We start from the raw sequence: 17,679 nt of genomic DNA on the forward strand, positions 1-17,679 counted from the left end.
GATGGCGGACAATAATTATTGTCCGCCGACCTCTTCTTTATCAAATGTTTGATTGACTACTTCTAAATCCTCGTAATATTTGGCGTGTGTCGTCCTAATTAACTGATTGAAAATGCCAGTTGTTTCTTTGTTGAGCATATGGAGTGCCTTTGCAGTAATTCCACCAGGCACAGCAACCCGCTTTTGAACCTCTTCTGTGGTCATACCACCTTCAGTAAGGAGTAATCCTGTCCCAAGCAGCATATTGCTGGCAATTTTCATTGCCCCTTCTCTTGAAATTCCAGTTTCCTCCACCGCAGAATCAATAAACTGTTGCAGTAAAAAGGCGAAAAACGCAGGGCCACAGCTTGAAATATCCGAAACAATTCTAGTATAGCTTTCCTCAATTTTGATTGGCTCACTTATATAAGAAAGTAATTTTTCTAATTTTACTCGATAGCTCTCTTCGATTTGCTTCCCATAAATACAAAGCGTAGCGCCACTCCACATTTTATTCGTAATGCTCGGTATTATTTTGGCTACTCTACAATTTAATTCTCCTTCAAGATGAGATAATAGAACAGGACTCGTAATGGAAACGATAATTTGCTCCTCATGCACATAAGGCTTAATTTCCGAAATTACTGTGGCGAATTCATGAGGCTTAATGCATAAAAACACAATGTCAGTTTCACAGACAACATGTACATTATTACTTTCAACTTCAATACCGGGGTATTTATATGCTAATGCTTGAGCTTTCGCTATACTTCGATTGCTTACTTTAATTTGTATCGGTTCAACTGCTTCCGATAAAATAAAAGATTCAATCAATAGGCTCCCCATACTTCCTGCTCCGATAAATCCAATTTTCATCGCGATAACCTCCTAAAACTTTTCGAACGAATTATATTTACTTCTATGCAGCGAAAAGTTACCTCGTAAGTATAAGCAATTGTGAACGTGACGAAAGCTCTATTCTTTTATTTAACGTATTCCCTATGGCTTGTATGTTATGTCAATAAATAATGACAGAAGGTTGTGATTGTATTGAAACAAGATGGAACAAATATGTCACCATTAACATTTATCATGATCGGAATGCTCGTAACGGGGTTATTATTAGTAATTGTTGCGATTTTTGTGCAAGTTTCTGGAAATGAAAAAGTGGATGATGTATCGTTAACAGTTCTAATCGAAGAGCAAATTAAGGGGCAAGAGGAAGCTATTGGCGAACTTATATTGAATAAAGCGGATAATGAGGAACAACTAGCTGACCCTACAGCTAACAGAGCGGTAAGCGTAGAACAAAGCAATAGTGCAATAACTGATGTTGATTCTACGACAAATTCAACGAACACAAGCATTGTTGTAGAAGAAATAATAAGCGCACCACAATCTAATAAAATAGATATCAATACAGCTACAGTCGACCAACTACAACAGTTGAAAGGTATTGGTCCTTCAAAAGCAGCCGCGATTATTGCAGATCGAGAACAAAAAGGGAAGTTTAAAAATATTGCTGACATTAAACGAGTGAAAGGTATTGGCGAAAAACTTTATAGTGGAATAGAAGAAAGTATTGTAGCAGAGAGATAGTTCGGTCATAATGGAATTGGAAGCAGTTACAAAAAAAAGTTTACGCTTACGAAGAGACTTTTTATTAACTTAAGAAGTTATTCGAGAAGCGACAAAACGTTTAGGAGGAATTATTTATGACTGAAGAAAAGAAACTTTCCCTTGAAACGATATCGGTACACGGTGGTCAAACGATTGATCCAACAACGATGTCACGTGCAGTACCAATCTATCAAACGACATCTTATGGATTCCGAGATACAGACCATGCGGCTAATCTATTTGGACTTGCCGAGTTTGGTAATATTTACACACGAATTATGAACCCAACATCAGATGTATTCGAAAATCGTGTAGCGCAACTTGAAGGCGGAGCAGGTGCGCTAGCGGTTTCTTCTGGACAAGCAGCGATCACATATTCAATCTTCAACATCGCTGGTGCAGGAGATGAAATCGTATCAGCAGCTAGTTTATACGGTGGTACATACAATTTGTTTGCCCATACATTTAAAAAGTTAGGTATTACAGTGAAGTTCGTCGATCCATCTGATCCTAACAATTTCAAAGCTGCAATAACTGACAAAACAAAAGCTGTTTTTGCAGAAACGATCGGTAATCCGAAAGGCGATGTTATTGATATCGAAGCGATAGCAGCGGTTGCTCATGAGCATGGTATTCCGCTTATTGTAGATAATACATTCCCAAGTCCATATCTATGCCGTCCGATTGAACATGGCGCCGATATTGTCGTTCATTCTGCTACGAAATTTATTGGAGGTCATGGTACATCTATTGGTGGTATTATCGTTGACAGTGGTAAGTTCGACTGGGCAGCAAGCGATAAGTTCCCAGGGTTGAATGAACCAGATCCTACCTATAACGGCATTGTATATACAGAAGCGCTTGGACCAATCGCTTATATTATTAAAGCTCGTGTGCAATTGTTGCGTGATATGGGGGCTGCATTATCTCCGTTCAATTCATTCTTGTTATTACAAGGTCTTGAAACATTACATTTGCGTATGGAGCGCCATTGCTCGAATGCACAAGCAGTAGCTGAGTATTTGGAAGCACATGAAGCGGTTGAGTGGGTGAACTATCCAGGCTTACAAAGTCATCCTTCCTATGAATTAGCTCAAAAGTATTTACCTAAAGGTCAAGGGGCAATTATGACTTTTGGCATTAAAGGCGGCATAGAAGCAGGTAAAAAATTAATTAATGCCGTTGAACTATTCTCTCATCTTGCTAATGTTGGTGACTCTAAGTCACTTATTATCCATCCTGCTAGTACGACGCATCAGCAGTTGAGTGCAGAAGCACAAGCAGCAGCAGGTGTTGAGGCCGGAATGGTCCGTCTTTCTGTTGGTACGGAAGGTATTCAGGACATTATCGCTGACCTAGAGCAAGCAATTGCAGCAAGCCAACAAGCGTAGTCATTGCTTCGGTTACTTTCTTTGCAAAAATGTTCGCTCAGCGCTTATAATAGAGCAATATATTATAGTGCACGTTCAAAAAGTGGGCTTTCAGAACCGAGAAGATGAAACGCTACTTGAGAAAGGCGGAAGCGCAAGTGTACGTTATTGGTACACGCGAACCGTACTTTCCAAGTTCGTTTCATATTCGATGTCGACTATGCTTCATGCATGACTTCGTTATCAAAGTCCGCTTTTTGAACATCCTCTTATAGTGGACATGCAGCAGGGGAAGGAAGATTATTATGTTGGTCAATAGTAAAGAATCGGTCCGTAAAGACTGGGATACCTACTTTATGGACATCGCCTATATGGTTTCAACTCGTTCAAGATGTCATCGTCGTCATGTGGGATCTGTACTTGTTCAAGGCAAGAAGTTATTAGGAACTGCTTATAACGGTGCTCCGATGGGAGTGGAAGATTGTGAAGAAGCTGGTTGTATGATAATGGAAGAATATGAGGTTGTCGTTGATGATCAAGGTATTGAGCAAATGATCAAAAAACAACGCTGCATCCGCACCATTCATGCTGAACAAAATCTACTGCTGTTCACTGATCGGATAGACCGAGAAGGTTCAGTCGTCTATGTGACGGATCAACCATGCTGGACATGTGCTAATATGCTTGCGAATAGCGGAGTTAAAGAAATCGTATATCATCGACCGTATAAAAAAGATGATATTAAAGTTCGTCACTTAATGGAGCAAGTAGGAATTCTTTTCCGCTGTCTTGATCGCTATGAGCCACCTGCACATGCTGCGATGGAAATTCAGCAATAATACAATTATATTTTGTAATAGGAAGAACCTAATCACTACTCTTTGGAGTGGCTGATTAGGTTCTTTTTTTGTTGGGAGGCAAGGGTCAATGATGAATACACGACCAATTATAGTGATTACAAGTTGCTGGTTGCTTGGGAATATAATAATAAGTAGCTTCAATACTAACATTGCTCTTCTTTGGCTGGTAGCTTTTCTAATCAGCGTAATTATTGCAGTATTATTCCGTCAATGCACAACTATTCTGGCGGTGATATTAATCGCTTGCTTCGTAGCAGGAGCGGGTCAACGATATATTGTTGACCTACATAACAAAACTCAACTAGCTGAAGAGTGGAATGACAGTAATATTGAAGCATTTGAAACGAAAGTGATCGGAACGATAACATCAATAGTGGAAATTGATGGTGATCGGGTATCGTTTGATCTGCTATCATCTCAACTATATCGGACGGGTCAACTAGTACCTAATAATATGACTGAAAAGTTTAAAGTGTACGTAACATTAGAAGCAGAGGAAGAACTAGTTATTGCAAAACAATGGAAACGAGGATTGACGATCCAATTAATAGGTGAAATATCGCGTCCGGCCACAAGCAATAATGATGGCGGATTTGACTATAGAAAATATCTTAATTACAGTCGTATACATTGGTTGTTCAAAAGTAAAGGAATACAATCGTTGCAACAGCTTCCAGAAGATAAAAGATTTTCTACTCCTCGCTTTAAGGCAATGATAGATGACCTACGAATTATCGTTAGTGCGCCCCTTGACGAACTTTTTCCGAAGCAACAAAGCGGCTACTTAAAGGGACTAATATTAGGAATTCGCGAAGAACTTGATCCCGAACAATTCCGTCAATTTTCCACGCTTGGATTAACTCATATATTAGCGATATCAGGGCTGCATGTTGCCGTATTTATGTATATGGTCACAGCGATGCTACGGATTTTTCGATTCAGCAAAGAACGGATAATATATGTTCTACTTATCATTATTCCACTATATGTTGCCATAACGGGGGCTTCTCCATCTGTACTGCGAGCCGGCTTAATGGCGATGCTTGGACTTATTGCCGCTAGAATGAATATATTGAAAGATGGGCTCCATTTAATAGCTATCGTAGCATTAGCGCTCGTTATCATTGATCCATATATGATCCATAATATTAGTTTTCAATTATCATTTATCGTTACGCTTGGACTTATTATAGGTGTTCCTGCACTAAGTAAAGCTTTGCCACGAACGAAAAAAAGTAAATGGTTGATGGATACATTATCTGTAACTCTCGTTGCCCAGTTTGTGTCATTTCCGCTTACGATATATTACTTCAATCAATTTCATCTACTTTCTTTTCTAGCTAATCTCGTTCTAGTACCCTTTATTAGTTTTATTGTTATGCCATTAGCGAGTTTTGTTATGATAATCAGCCATATTCATCTTGCCATTGCAAAGCCGTTCGTATTAATCGTCCAATGGTGTAATCATGCTTCATTCGAAATTGTCGCATGGCTTAGTAAAGTACATCAACTACATTTTATATGGGCGACTCCACCGATTTGGTGGATTATTGGATGGTATACATTACTGTTATCGTTTTTTACGGTATTACAAACGCAGTATAGTAAGCTAGTCGATGAAACAAAAACAGCGAATGAAACGAATAAAGTGACTGAGCCGCTACATGGTATTGATGAGCTTGAAATTCTGTTTCCAATGAGAAAGACATCATACTGGCACAGACATCGGAAATTAATAATGCTCATACTTTTAACTGTAGGTTTTCTAGTTTACGCATATGAACCATTAATGTTTAGTCGCTCTGCTTATGTAAGCTTTTTGGACGTCGGTCAAGGGGATGCGAGTTATATACGCACTCCTTCGGGGAAACATATATTAATTGATGGCGGAGGCACGATACAATTTGGCAAAGAAGAATGGAAGCTACGACAAGATCCATTTGAAGTAGGGAAGGATGTTCTCGTTCCACTGTTAATGAAGCGGGGAGTACATCGCTTAGATGTGCTTGTTATATCACATCTTGATTCTGATCATATTGGTGGTTTGATCGAAGTATTAAGGACCATACCGGTTAAAGAAATATGGTGGAATGGCAGCTATAAGGATACGAAGGATATTGAGCGCCTATTTACACTTATTACAGAGAAAGATATTACTTTGCGAAGTCCGATTATGGGAGAGCAGATCGAACTTGATAAAGCAACTAGTATTGAAATTATTTGGCCGTCAAAAGAAAAAACAATGACGTTACCAATAATTACCGATCAAAATGAGTATAGCCTTGTCTTTGTGATGCATCTATTCGATCATACATTTTTGTACACTGGAGATATTGGAGAGCAGGCAGAAGAGAGTATTGTTAATCATTTATATAAAGGTACGGATCAGCTCAACAATATTTCAGTTATGAAGGTCGCACACCATGGAAGCAAATATTCTACAAGCTATAATTGGCTTTCCTATTTTGAGCCGAGAGCGTCTATCATCTCAGTTGGTCGGTACAATGTATACGGTCATCCTAATCCATTAGTATTATCTCGATTAGAACAATATAATTCTCTTATTTGGCGTACAGATCAACTCGGAGAGGTGAAGCTTCGGGTTGCAAATGACGATATCTATTATGTGGACTGGAAATAAGAAGTGTACGGGAGTCGTTATATTTGATATGCTTTTATGGAGTGTTTTTAAAGGTTGTTCAAAAAGCAGACCTTTTGAGTGTCCACTTTTAGGTCAAAACTGAAAATTAGCTGAAAATAATAAATATATTTCATAAAAAATTATAATTATTGCAACCTTCTTTTCTATTGTTCCGTCAATAAGGTTGCATGAGAGGGGGAGCTTTCGCGTGGTAGAGCCTTCACTGATTAAAGCTGCTCAATCGGGAGACCGAGAAGCGTTAGTCACTCTTTTGCGAGAGATCGAAAACCATGTGTATCGAACCGCATATTATATATTGAACAATGAGCAAGATGCGTTAGACGCTTCGCAAGAAGCATTGATTCGCATATATACTAAAATTGAAACATACGAAGAAAAAGCTCAATTCAAAACATGGGTTCAACGCATTGTAACTAATATTTGTATTGATAAGTTCCGTAAAACTAAGCCAACTATATCTATCGATGAGCATGAAATTGTTTTTCAAGATAAAAGTTGTGTTGAGCATGATGTAATGTCAGGTTTTGCAATTGAAGAAATTAAACAAGCCATTGATCAATTACCGGAACATCATCGTACAGTCGTAATTTTAAGGTATTTACAAGATTTCTCATATAATGAGATTGCTGCATCGCTTGATTTACCCTTGAATACTGTAAAATCTTATTTATTCCGCGCAAGGCAACAGCTACAACATTTACTTCAAGATTATCAGAAAGGTGGTGTAAGAGGATGAATTGTACAGAGGTTGGTGAATTGATGCAACGGAATTTGGATCGCGATTTGAATGAGCTAGAACTAGAAACATTAATGGCTCATTTAAGCGACTGTGCACAATGTACAGTTCTATTCGATAAATTAGCGTTATTGTCAGGAAGTTTAGAGCAATTACCTCGTGTAGTCCCTTCCATCAGCATTGTTGATGCTATATTGCCAGAACTTGAACGAATTGATAAAGCAAAGGCTAATTCATTAATTGTAGCTAAGCAAAGACGTACAAGATGGTTAACTACAGCTGGAAGTATAGCGACTGCTGCGGCGATTATTGTACTGATGGTCAATTTGAATGGCACACCTACTTCGAATAATGCATCTATTGCTGATTTGGCGATGAAAACGGGGCACCCAAATGAGACGGCTAACGATCTAGCGCCTGCAAATTTATTTGTAACTACTGGAGAGAAGGAAGAAGCTGCAGATAGCTCATCTGAGAGGTTAAGATCAACAGATGCGGTTGAGCAATATAGTATTTCATCGGGTGCAGTTTATGATGGATTTAAAAGTATTGGGGAACAATCGATAGAGGATAATCCTATTGAAGATGGTACGTCCTATACTTCGACATTTCCTAGCATTAATAACAATAGCGCTGCAGAAAAAACTCCTGGTGCTACAACTGATCCAGTTTTACCTGAGCAAGTAGACTCATTAACAGAAAACATTGATAAATTAGGCGGTTTGAGTGAGTTTACGGTGAAGGTTCAAGATCAGACGGGTTATGATGCCGATACTGATGCTAATACTACAACGATACCACAATATTTTAGTATCGATGAACAGGTATATTTACAGTTCGAAGAGCATACAATAGCGTTGTATGAGACAAGTTCGCAGCAAGTGTTACAACAATGGGAGTTACCGCAACAAGGCTTGTTTGAATTTATCCAATGGGAAAATGAAGGAAAGAGTTTTACTTTCCAAGTTACGGATGAAACAGGAGAAATTACTAGTTATACATGGGAAATAAGTGAACGACAGTAGTCACACAAAAGAACTACCGTGCGTATATTACACTATGTCAAAGTCTACGACAGGGAATCTACCGTCGTATGACCATTCTATAGCTAGTACCATGGAGCTAGCTAAGAATGTTAACATAATAACAAAGGGATGTTTTCATTGTTATGAAACATCCCTTTGTTTTGTGCTGTAATAGTATGGCAAGAAGCTGGAGCTGAAATATGAAATTAGACCGATTGTTAGCGATCGTAATTATGCTATTAAATCGCAATATTATACAGGCAAAGGAGCTGGCTGAGCGCTTCGAAGTTTCGATCCGTACCATTTATCGGGATATTGAAGCGATTAATCAGGCAGGTATTCCTATTGTCACTTATCAAGGGATGAACGGAGGCATTGGGCTTGCTGAAGGATACAGGCTCGATCGCAATGTATTAACTAATGATGAATTAGCTGCTATTATTACGGCGCTGCGGGGCATGTCCAATTCATACATTAGTGATAGCAATGAACGACTAGTTGAGAAGATCAATAGTATTGTTCCTTCAGCACAGGCAGCGGAGTTTAAGTTAAAGTCGGATCATCTATTGATCGATCTTTCTCCTTGGGGAGGTTCGGTACGTCTTGAATATAAGCTACAGCTAATTAAGCAAGCGATCGAGCAATTTAATCGTATGACCTTTGCATACTCCGATGCGAATGGAGAGCTAACAACTCGAATCGTCGAGCCATATACGCTCGTGTTGAAGGGAAGACATTGGTATGTTGAAGCGATTTGCCTGAAACGTGGTGAATTTCGGCTGTTCAAACTGCTTCGCATGAAAGAACCAACGCTGTTGGATGAAAGCTTTACAAGAGGTACAGCGCCTTCAAGAGAGAACAGCTTTGGTCAAAAATGGATTTCTCCACAACAATCAATTCAAATTACACTGCGTTTCCCTTCTCATCGACAGTTTGTCGCTGAGGAATGGTTCGGTGTTGAGGAGTTGCTCTTTCAGGAAGATGGAACGATTATTGTTAAGCCAAATTTCCCTGAAAACCAATGGCTGTATAGCTTTATATTAAGCTTTGGTGCTGATGTTGAAGTCGTTGAACCACTCCATCTACGACAAATGATTTACAACTATGCGAAGCAAATAACAAATATATATGAATCAACGAAAGAAACCTGACAGATAGCTGTCAGGTTTCTTTCGTTATACTTACATTATAAGTGGTAATTCAAAGTTTGTTCTTTGAACTACCATTATAACTAAAGAGGAGTGCAGAACATGACACAGAAGGCTAACAATCAAGTGGAGTCTAACAAGCAGGGAGGTTGTTTCGAGCCAGTACGTATTGAACATAAGGGCAGTATGAGCTTGGCAGGGATTAGCGTCGTTACAACGAATGCAGATGAGCTTAGCGGAAACGGACAGCTTGGATCGCTATGGACGAAGTTTTACGCTGATAATATTAGCGCGCTACTGAAAGAGGGGGCTGACGATCACGCGATTTACGGTTGCTATACGGATTACGAGAATGGTGCTGCAGGACGATATCGGCTACTCATTGGTATGAGAATTCATAATGCAGCCGATAAGCCAGTTGGACTAGATGTTGTTACAACTCCCGCAGCAAAATACGCTGTATTTACGACGTCTTGGGGTGCGATTCAAGAGGTTGTGGCTCAGGCATGGGTTGCAATTTGGCAATGGTCGGCGTCATCTAGTATGAATCGTACATATACTGGAGACTTTGAATACTACGATGAGCGCTGTGCCGATCCAACTAATGCGCAAGTTGATATTTATATTGCAATTGAGTAATCTAGTTGCTATTAATCAATAAAGAAGAGCTATCCCACGTCGTAAATATTGATTGCGTGGGATAGCTCTTTACTTATTAATGTCGCGGATAGCTTTGTTCATACTATCAAAGCTAATTGCTCCAACCTGCTGTTTTCGTATAATACCCAGCTCATCCAAAATGAATGTTGTTGGATAGGCGTTTACTCTGTAGCTCTTACTAGCTACGCCTGCTTCGTCCAATAGGATAGGGAAGGTTAGTTGTTGTTCGTCCACATATCGCTCAATGTCCGCTATATTGCGCTCTTGACTCGTTACATTGACCGATAATATGACAACATTATCTTCTTTATAATGTTCATAGAGCTTCTCTACATGGGGCATTTCTGCTTTACATACACGGCACCATGTTGTCCAAAAATTAATGATAACCTTTTGTCCGCGATAATCTTCCAAATTTACAACATTCTCTTGTAAATTAGTAAGCTGAAAGTTAGGCGCGCTTTGATCTGTTCGAATACCTATGACTGCTTGGTTCTGTTCATCTACAATTTGATTAGACGTTTTCTTCGAGAAGCGACCGTCTTGGATCTGGCCATGTATCATACTACCTACTAAGCCAATAACAAGAGCGAGTGAAAGTAGCTGCACAGTGTAGCGTGCAGTCATCTTTCGCTTTGAATTTTCTAATAATAGTAATAGCACGACCGAAAGTAGAAATGCTACATAGTGAATAAGCTGAGTAGAGCTAGACAATACAAGCTGTGCTCCGAAAAAGATTAGTGACCAGCCTGCAAGCATGATCACGATAGAGGCAGCTGTTTGGCGAGTACCTGCAATACGCTGATAGCGGTAGCCCATATAGCTTATTGCAACGAACGTAGCTAGCCAGATTCCCTTCGTACCTCCATCGAAAAATAGTAATGATTGAGGATAACGAATGACGCTCATCGGATCGAAGAGAAGAAGACTGCCCTTCCAAATCATTATCCATAAGAAAATGGAATTCCAAGCATACGATAGCAGTAATTCCCTGTCTACATTACCTCTGCTTCTAAGGCGTATGGCTAGCACTCCAGCAATTCCCGCCATTAAATATACGAGTAGGTCCATATTTAATACTAAAGGACCGAGCTGCAGATTTGGCATTTCACACTCTCCCTTCTTCGATGGCATATCCGATTATTAATCATCCTTCATCGGCTGTGTATCCGATCAATACGCTCTTTGTTATAGTCACAAACGAAACGTTTGATCAATCACTTAGCGGCTCATTGTCTGAAAATAAATCTGGGTCTTTCTGCAGCATAGTAGTTAATACATCGGTAAGCTTCACAGTGTCGCATACCCACATCTCAGCATCACCAAATTCAGCTAGATAAATCGCTCTTTGCTGCTCAAGAATTCCTTCTACTTTCCAAAAATGCTCTGACCAAGGTAAGCCATGGTGTCTGCGAGATGGTACTTCTATTTCTGTTCCATCAGGTAAAATGGTATATAGCATTTCATGACCATCTGTGAGTCTTCCTGGTATATCAACCCATTCCTCGATTCCATGAATGAATGTATTTCTTTTTTGGTCTACTCCGACTAATAATATTTTTGCTTTCCGATCTAGTAGCTTGCCCCATGCTGATTCGCGATGGCAAGGTGTATCGAACCGCTCGTCACCTGCCACGAATGAAGCTGCATCATGACCTAAAGCAGCAACGGAATGGGTTGGATGGTATGACCGAAGTACATTTTCGCGCTGGCGAAACAGTTCAGGCAGAATTCCTACACATACGGGAGATGATTCTACATAGAATCTAGGATTATTTGCGTTAATATCGGCCCATGTATGGGTTGGCAAAACAAGTAGTCCCTCCTGCATATATTGTGACAGTGCATCGAGAACGGTATCTGCTCCGTTTTCAACGTCACCGATACTTTTCATCGAGGAGTGCATGAGCACGGTACCCAATTTATCAATACCTGCCCGTTCAAGTTGTTCGATCAAACTATGTTTCGTATGCATTTCAATTCCTCCAATGTATAAAATAGTGAAAGCCTCGCTACCATTATACCTAATTATGCCGGTACAAACGACCTTCATTATAATAGATAGATTGAAAGAAAGCTGCTAGTTCAGCAGAATAGATCAATGATTGCACTTTTAGTTGGACAATGTTACACTTTGTGTCGATAAAACGAATGCTATAGCGTTTCCGCTATTGAATAGTAGGTTGTTATTAGCCGCATTTATATAAGAAAATACATATTTAGGTGGTGATCAGGTGGATGCAAAAGATGTAATCAAGGATGTTCAAAATGGCAACTATAAACCATTTTATGTTGTATACGGAAAAGACCGTTATCGTATGGAGCAGTTTATTGAATTGGTGAAAAACAAAATATTCACTATGGAAGAGCAGGGTATGGGGATTATTAAGTTTGATACATCGGAGACGCCATTGGAAGAAATTGTACTAGAGGCAGAGTCTCCATCATTCTTTCTTGATAAAAAGCTCATTATTGTACGTGATAGTTCAATTATGTGTGCTGCAGTTAAGGAAAGTAATAAGATAGAGCATCGTGCAGATTCTTTATTGAAGTATATGGAGTATCCGCTAGAAAGTTCTATTATTATTTTTGCAGTATACGCTGAAAAGCTAGATGAACGTAAAAAGCTTGTGAAGCAGATGAAGGAAAGAAAATGTGTTGTTCATTTTCCGGAGCTAGATCATACTCAATTGAAGCAATGGCTTACGAAACTAGCTAGTGATCAAGGGAGAGTCATGCGAGTTGAAGCTGCGGAGCTATTGATTACCCGTGTTGGTGTATCGATGCAGCAGCTTTCACAAGAATTGAATAAGCTATGTCTGCATGTTGGTGAAGATGGAACGATTACGGAGCAATTAGTGGCACAGCTAACAACGACCACTGTAGAAGAGGATGTATTCGCGCTAGTCGATGCTATCGTCAATATTAAGCTAACGGATGCACTTTCTATGTATCACCAATTATTAATTCGTAAAGAAGAGCCGATCAAGCTAGTTGCCTTAATTGCTCGCCAATTACGAATGATGCTTCAGATTAAAGAGCTAGAGCAGCACCACTATAGCCCGCAGCAAATGGCAGGCATTATTGGTGCCCATCCATATAGTGTAAAGCTTGCAGCTGAGAAGGCACGACATTATGAAATAAAGCAATTAGGTTTGCTATTAAGTTCATTAGCTGATCTAGATTATGGGATGAAAACAGGTCAAGTGGATAAGGCGCTGGGGTTGGAGTTGTATATTCTTTCACTAGGAAGCGCATATCGCATGCAATTCTCTTCTAGATGAAGTTCAAAAAACGGGCTTTGATAACGATGAAACGCGCTGTATCTTATTCGGCATCGAATATGAAGCGAACTTGGGAAGTCCGGGTCTCGTGTACCAATAACGTACACTGGAGCTTCCTCCTCCCTCAAGTAGCGCTCCATCTTCTCGGTTCTGAAAGCCCACTTTTTGAACCTCTATTTGAAGTTTCGGGCATTTGACCGCTTGTGTACTCGTACCGTACACGTTGCTGGGTTTCGTTTCATAGCTTCTTTGCTAACGTAGTATAGTCGGCGGCGAATATGCCCCCATCTAATAGATAGCAATTAAAAATAAGCATAAAAAAATCCTCTCCTTGAATAAGGCGAGGATTTTATCGTTCATTAGCTATTATGCTTGAGCGCTAAGAGCGTTCAGTCTTTTAGCAAGACGAGATTTTTTACGAGCAGCAGCATTTTTATGAATTAGGCCTTTAGTAACAGCCTTGTCCAATTTTTTTGAAGCATTGATCAAAGCAGATTTAGCTACTTCAACATCAGTGCCTGCGATTGCTACATCAGCAATTTTAACTACAGAACGAAGTGCAGAACGTTGAGAAGCGTTCAAAGCGCGACGTTTTTCATTCGTTTTAACACGTTTAATAGCGGATTTAATGTTTGGCATGGAATTCACCTCCTAGACTAGTCAAGCGTTTCTTTCCAGAAACCTTATCAACACAACTTAAAATATATTATCATGATGGATTCTAAAAAGCAATAGCAGGGCGGTTCTTAATCAATAATTTCAATATTGCATGAAAAGGATATAGATCGCTAACAATATGTTTATTACGTATTGTAGGGTATGCTTCCGATGCTACTTTTTGTTACAAAGAAGTATATCCGAAAGATACAAAAAGTTTTGGGAGGGAAAATAATGAGTTCAATCGATATGCAGCAATATAATGTCCGAACGGATCTCGCATTAGAAGCTGTTGAGATGGCAGTTGAGCTAAGTGGTGATGCGATTACCGGTGTTGAGATGGAAACGGTTGAGGATGATGGGATTAAGATTACTAGACTACATGTTCAGGATCAGGCTGGTTCTGATGCAATTGGGAAAATGATCGGGCATTATGTCACTCTTGAGGTGCCAGAATTACGCAATGGGGATACTACATTACAGGATCGAGTTGCGACATTTATGGCAAAGGAGTTTGAACAGTTTCTCATTCGTTTAAACATTCCAAAAGACGCAAAAATACTTATTGTTGGACTTGGAAATTGGAATGTCACACCTGATGCGCTAGGTCCGGTCGTCGTAGAAAATGTGATGGTGACGAGACACTTCTTTGAATTAATGCCTAGCGATGTTGCACCTGGATATCGACCTGTAAGTGCAGTCTCGCCTGGGGTATTAGGTATTACTGGTATTGAATCCAGTGAAATAGTGAAAGGGATTGTCGATCAATCGAAGCCTGATGTCATTATTGCAATTGATGCTCTCGCTTCTAAATCGATTGAACGAGTAAATACGACGATCCAAATTGCAGATACGGGGATTCATCCTGGTTCAGGGATTGGCAATAAACGAAAAGGTCTTACTTACGAGACGCTGGGCGTTAAGACGATTGCGATAGGGGTGCCAACGGTTCTCTATGCAGCTACTATTGTAAATAACACAATTGATCTAATGCGCAAGCATCTCTCCGAAGAAAATGGGGATAATGATCGCATATTTGGTTTATTGAACAAGATGAGTGAAGTGGAACGGCTAACACTTGTTAAAGAGGTATTAGATCCAATCGGACACAATATGCTTGTAACGCCGAAAGAAATCGACGAATTTATCGAGGATATTGGAAATATTATTGCGAGTGGATTGAATGCCGCTTTGCATGAAGCGATTGATTCTAGTAATGTAGCAGCCTACACACATTAATCTAAAGGAAAGTTAAAAAGTGGACTTTGATAACGATGCGTATGCTGACGTAGATTATTCGACGTCGCATTTGAAACGAACTTGGAAAGTACGGTTCGCATGTACCAATTACGTACATTTGCGCTTCCGCCTTTCTCAAGTAACGTCTCAACTGCTCGATTCTGAAAGCCCACTTCTTGAACTCTTATTGAAAGCAGAAAGTTAAAAAGTGATTACCGTTGTAAATGAAAAGCGACCAAAAGCAATAGCTGTATGCTACTGTTTTTGGTCGCTTTTTTGGTTTGCGCATCATTGTGAGAAAGCCACTAATGAAAGATTTTGTTCTACTATATTATGTTGTTTCATAGAGTGTTAATAGATTACTAGACAATGTAGTAGAGAGAGAGGGAGACCTATAATGGAAAAAAGATTGACGATTCCACGCCATGAACAAGATTGGAACGAATGGAATGAAATTTGGAAGCATACAAAGCGGTTCATAATATTGGTATTTCTGACAATGCTTGCTGTTGTTGTCATTGGCGCAGGGGCATTACTACGAGTTAATTTAGCAGAAGCGAATACTCAAACGGAATCTGGACTTACTCTTCAAGTGGAAAATCAATATGTACAAGCAGTGCTAGCTGAGGAGTTACCTATATATGCTTCATATCAACCGACACAATTATCTTTAATGGATCAACTAGGTCAATGGCTATTAGAACAAATGTCAGGTAGCAGAGTAAGTGATCCTAATATAGCTGCTATTGACGATCATCGATATACTGATCATGGGCTTGACCAACAGCAGATGAATGATCTACTTAACGAATGGAACGAACCTAATAATAGCGGCGACATTGAAGCCATTACACCTATAGAATCAACAGTACAACCAAGTAACACTACTCAGGCGGAAAATGATGACAGTGTAGTGTTTATCTATCATACGCACAATCGTGAGTCGTGGACTAATGAGGTTGAAGAAGGAGAAAGCAATGCTAGCTCTAAATCGAAAAATATAACTTTAGTCGGTGAGCGTTTAGCAAAGCAGCTTGAGGAACGGGGAATGGGCGCAATGGTGTCTAATACCGATTATCCAACTACCATTCCTAATTATGAATGGAGTCACAGCTATAAATATTCGAAAAAGACGGTAAAAGAAGCTATTGCTAGTAATGATAATCTCAAATACTTCTTTGATCTGCATCGCGATTCGCAATCCCGCAAATATACAACGGTAGATATTGATGGAGTTAGTTATGCCCAAGTATATTTTGTTATCGGGGAACGTAATCCTCATTGGAAAGAAAATGAAGCATTTGCTAAGCAGATGAATGAAAAAATAGAGGAGAAGTATCCAGGTTTATCCCGAGGTATATTAGGGAAAACTGCTGCTACTGGTAACGCGGAGTACAATCAATCTCTTGCCGATCAAAACGTATTGATTGAGGTGGGTGGTGTAGATAATACGCTAGAAGAATCATACCGTACAGCTGACGTGCTTGCCGAAATCATCGCTGAATTATATGAAGAAAGTAAAAAATAGCTGGGATTGACAATGGATTAGAAGGGATGGGTGAACGAAATGTTTCGAGGTAAAGCTTGGAAATGGCTATTAGTAGGAAGTGCTATGACAATTATCATTCTTTATATGTTGGAAATGACTACAGCAGGCATCGAGCGTGTATACGGACCTTTAGCTCCATTACAATCGGTTGGGCTGCAACCCAATGAAGCGTATCAAGCTCCAACTACGATTACTGAGCGTTTAGAAACGACCATCATTGATCCTTCACTTTCGCCCATTGATCAAGAGATTGCCGCACTAGAACAAGAAGTAGCTCGCTTGAAGAAGCAAACTTTGGAAAATGAAAAGATGCAGCTGCAATCACAATTACTTCTGAATGAAGCTGCGCAGCAACCTGCTGTTAACCGTCTAGCTGATACAACTTCGGGCGTACTGCAGAATGCATCTAGTTCTGGGATGCAGTACATCGCCCAGCTATTCAGCAAAGTCATAAATTAGGTAATTCAAAAAGTGGACTTTGATAACGATGATTAGCTTCGGAGTTTATTCGACGTCGAATATGAAGCGAACTTGGAAAGTATAGCATAAGCTTCCGATGTATGTTTCTTGCAGAAACATTGTAGGTCCGCGTGTACCAAACACGTACACTTGCGCTTCCGCCTTTCTCAAGTAGCGCTCCATTTTCTCGATTCTGAAAGCCCACTTTTTGAATTTTTATTGGAAGGGAAGTTCAAACCTTCATTGAAAGTTTCGGGCATTTGGCCGCTTGTGTACGTGCCGTACACGTTGCTGGGTACATAGCTTAGTTAGCGGCGAATTTGAATAGAAATTGGATATATTTCAATTAAGCGATATTCTTCCAGAATATCGCTTGAAAAGTTTTCAGTCTTGTCCATTGATGTACCTTACGCTTACTGTTATAATAGGTT

The 17,679-nt window shown here is 39.7% G+C and carries 20 protein-coding genes; 13 read left to right on the forward strand and 7 right to left on the reverse strand.

The genetic code is table 11. The annotated features are described in order from the left end of the window. Positions 1-15 precede the first annotated feature (15 nt). On the reverse strand, positions 16-855 hold the full coding sequence (comER, locus tag AC1TPB_RS00975; protein ID WP_482074780.1) for a late competence protein ComER: 840 nt from the start codon (positions 853-855) through the stop codon (positions 16-18). Positions 856-1,029: 174 nt separating this feature from the next. Here comER and AC1TPB_RS00980 point away from each other — a divergent pair, with 174 nt between their 5' ends. From AC1TPB_RS00980 to AC1TPB_RS01020, 9 genes are all read left to right on the forward strand, one after another. Then, complete coding sequence (locus tag AC1TPB_RS00980; protein WP_482074781.1) at positions 1,030-1,578, forward strand: ComEA family DNA-binding protein; 549 nt, start codon at positions 1,030-1,032, stop codon at positions 1,576-1,578. 116 nt (positions 1,579-1,694) lie between these two features. Further along, on the forward strand, positions 1,695-2,990 hold the full coding sequence (locus tag AC1TPB_RS00985; RefSeq protein WP_482074782.1) for a homocysteine synthase: 1,296 nt from the start codon (positions 1,695-1,697) through the stop codon (positions 2,988-2,990). A 67-nt stretch (positions 2,991-3,057) separates the two neighbouring features. Further along, positions 3,058-3,204, forward strand: a complete 147-nt coding sequence (locus AC1TPB_RS00990) for a hypothetical protein (RefSeq protein WP_482074783.1) — start codon at positions 3,058-3,060, stop codon at positions 3,202-3,204. Positions 3,205-3,274: 70 nt separating this feature from the next. Continuing rightward, positions 3,275-3,808, forward strand: a complete 534-nt coding sequence (locus AC1TPB_RS00995) for a deoxycytidylate deaminase (protein ID WP_482074784.1) — start codon at positions 3,275-3,277, stop codon at positions 3,806-3,808. 88 nt (positions 3,809-3,896) lie between these two features. Further along, entirely contained in the window at positions 3,897-6,470 is a 2,574-nt protein-coding gene (locus AC1TPB_RS01000) for a DNA internalization-related competence protein ComEC/Rec2 (protein ID WP_482074785.1), read from the forward strand. A gap of 208 nt (positions 6,471-6,678) precedes the next feature. Continuing rightward, positions 6,679-7,227: an RNA polymerase sigma factor gene (locus AC1TPB_RS01005; RefSeq protein ID WP_482063286.1), complete on the forward strand. Its 549-nt coding sequence runs from the start codon at positions 6,679-6,681 to the stop codon at positions 7,225-7,227. Beyond that, the gene (locus AC1TPB_RS01010; protein ID WP_482074786.1) at positions 7,224-8,252 is read left to right on the forward strand and encodes an anti-sigma factor family protein; all 1,029 of its coding nucleotides are present in this window, start codon (positions 7,224-7,226) and stop codon (positions 8,250-8,252) included. Before AC1TPB_RS01005 ends, AC1TPB_RS01010 begins: the two co-directional genes overlap by 4 nt. A gap of 200 nt (positions 8,253-8,452) precedes the next feature. Beyond that, on the forward strand, positions 8,453-9,403 hold the full coding sequence (locus AC1TPB_RS01015; protein WP_482074787.1) for a helix-turn-helix transcriptional regulator: 951 nt from the start codon (positions 8,453-8,455) through the stop codon (positions 9,401-9,403). Positions 9,404-9,502: 99 nt separating this feature from the next. Then, entirely contained in the window at positions 9,503-10,039 is a 537-nt protein-coding gene (locus AC1TPB_RS01020; protein WP_482074788.1) for a GyrI-like domain-containing protein, read from the forward strand. A 69-nt stretch (positions 10,040-10,108) separates the two neighbouring features. On the opposite strand, the gene AC1TPB_RS01025 is transcribed toward AC1TPB_RS01020, so the two are convergent. Together AC1TPB_RS01025 and AC1TPB_RS01030 are read right to left on the reverse strand one after the other, a co-directional pair. After that, on the reverse strand, positions 10,109-11,167 hold the full coding sequence (locus AC1TPB_RS01025; RefSeq protein WP_482074789.1) for a TlpA family protein disulfide reductase: 1,059 nt from the start codon (positions 11,165-11,167) through the stop codon (positions 10,109-10,111). A 106-nt stretch (positions 11,168-11,273) separates the two neighbouring features. Continuing rightward, the gene (locus AC1TPB_RS01030) at positions 11,274-12,035 is read right to left on the reverse strand and encodes an AAC(3) family N-acetyltransferase (protein WP_482074790.1); all 762 of its coding nucleotides are present in this window, start codon (positions 12,033-12,035) and stop codon (positions 11,274-11,276) included. 259 nt (positions 12,036-12,294) lie between these two features. Between AC1TPB_RS01030 and holA the strand changes: the two genes are divergently transcribed. Beyond that, entirely contained in the window at positions 12,295-13,344 is a 1,050-nt protein-coding gene (gene holA / locus AC1TPB_RS01035) for a DNA polymerase III subunit delta (protein ID WP_482074791.1), read from the forward strand. A gap of 3 nt (positions 13,345-13,347) precedes the next feature. Here the strand turns inward: holA and AC1TPB_RS01040 are convergent, their stop codons facing one another. Further along, complete coding sequence (locus AC1TPB_RS01040; RefSeq protein ID WP_482074792.1) at positions 13,348-13,566, reverse strand: hypothetical protein; 219 nt, start codon at positions 13,564-13,566, stop codon at positions 13,348-13,350. Between the two features lie 144 nt (positions 13,567-13,710). Then, complete coding sequence (gene rpsT / locus AC1TPB_RS01045; RefSeq protein ID WP_482063293.1) at positions 13,711-13,983, reverse strand: 30S ribosomal protein S20; 273 nt, start codon at positions 13,981-13,983, stop codon at positions 13,711-13,713. 252 nt (positions 13,984-14,235) lie between these two features. Here rpsT and gpr point away from each other — a divergent pair, with 252 nt between their 5' ends. Continuing rightward, the gene (gpr, locus tag AC1TPB_RS01050; RefSeq protein WP_482074793.1) at positions 14,236-15,240 is read left to right on the forward strand and encodes a GPR endopeptidase; all 1,005 of its coding nucleotides are present in this window, start codon (positions 14,236-14,238) and stop codon (positions 15,238-15,240) included. On the opposite strand, the gene AC1TPB_RS01055 is transcribed toward gpr, so the two are convergent. Further along, the gene (locus AC1TPB_RS01055; RefSeq protein WP_482074794.1) at positions 15,237-15,413 is read right to left on the reverse strand and encodes a hypothetical protein; all 177 of its coding nucleotides are present in this window, start codon (positions 15,411-15,413) and stop codon (positions 15,237-15,239) included. The two genes, gpr and AC1TPB_RS01055, sit on opposite strands and share 4 nt — an antisense overlap. Before the next feature lie 224 nt (positions 15,414-15,637). On the opposite strand from AC1TPB_RS01055, the gene AC1TPB_RS01060 reads away from it, so the two are divergent. Both AC1TPB_RS01060 and AC1TPB_RS01065 read left to right on the forward strand, forming a co-directional pair. Next, positions 15,638-16,768, forward strand: a complete 1,131-nt coding sequence (locus AC1TPB_RS01060) for a stage II sporulation protein P (protein ID WP_482074795.1) — start codon at positions 15,638-15,640, stop codon at positions 16,766-16,768. 39 nt (positions 16,769-16,807) lie between these two features. Continuing rightward, complete coding sequence (locus AC1TPB_RS01065; RefSeq protein ID WP_482074796.1) at positions 16,808-17,248, forward strand: hypothetical protein; 441 nt, start codon at positions 16,808-16,810, stop codon at positions 17,246-17,248. On the opposite strand, the gene AC1TPB_RS01070 is transcribed toward AC1TPB_RS01065, so the two are convergent. Next, a complete protein-coding gene (locus AC1TPB_RS01070) occupies positions 17,238-17,453 on the reverse strand; it encodes a hypothetical protein (protein ID WP_482074797.1) in 216 nt (71 codons plus the stop codon). The two genes, AC1TPB_RS01065 and AC1TPB_RS01070, sit on opposite strands and share 11 nt — an antisense overlap. Positions 17,454-17,679: the final 226 nt, after the last annotated feature.

The organism is Paenibacillus sp. Y951, assembly GCF_056786395.1.

Coding starts and splice junctions, on each gene's coding strand:
- comER (WP_482074780.1), bottom strand. CDS start 855: ATGAAAATTGGATTTATCGGAGCAGGAAGTATGGGGAGCCTATTGATT.
- AC1TPB_RS00985 (WP_482074782.1), top strand. CDS start 1,695: ATGACTGAAGAAAAGAAACTTTCCCTTGAAACGATATCGGTACACGGT.
- AC1TPB_RS01000 (WP_482074785.1), top strand. CDS start 3,897: ATGATGAATACACGACCAATTATAGTGATTACAAGTTGCTGGTTGCTT.
- rpsT (WP_482063293.1), bottom strand. CDS start 13,983: ATGCCAAACATTAAATCCGCTATTAAACGTGTTAAAACGAATGAAAAA.
- AC1TPB_RS01060 (WP_482074795.1), top strand. CDS start 15,638: ATGGAAAAAAGATTGACGATTCCACGCCATGAACAAGATTGGAACGAA.
- AC1TPB_RS01015 (WP_482074787.1), top strand. CDS start 8,453: ATGAAATTAGACCGATTGTTAGCGATCGTAATTATGCTATTAAATCGC.
- AC1TPB_RS00995 (WP_482074784.1), top strand. CDS start 3,275: ATGTTGGTCAATAGTAAAGAATCGGTCCGTAAAGACTGGGATACCTAC.
- AC1TPB_RS01025 (WP_482074789.1), bottom strand. CDS start 11,167: ATGCCAAATCTGCAGCTCGGTCCTTTAGTATTAAATATGGACCTACTC.
- AC1TPB_RS01010 (WP_482074786.1), top strand. CDS start 7,224: ATGAATTGTACAGAGGTTGGTGAATTGATGCAACGGAATTTGGATCGC.
- AC1TPB_RS01020 (WP_482074788.1), top strand. CDS start 9,503: ATGACACAGAAGGCTAACAATCAAGTGGAGTCTAACAAGCAGGGAGGT.
- AC1TPB_RS01030 (WP_482074790.1), bottom strand. CDS start 12,035: ATGCATACGAAACATAGTTTGATCGAACAACTTGAACGGGCAGGTATT.
- AC1TPB_RS01065 (WP_482074796.1), top strand. CDS start 16,808: ATGTTTCGAGGTAAAGCTTGGAAATGGCTATTAGTAGGAAGTGCTATG.
- gpr (WP_482074793.1), top strand. CDS start 14,236: ATGAGTTCAATCGATATGCAGCAATATAATGTCCGAACGGATCTCGCA.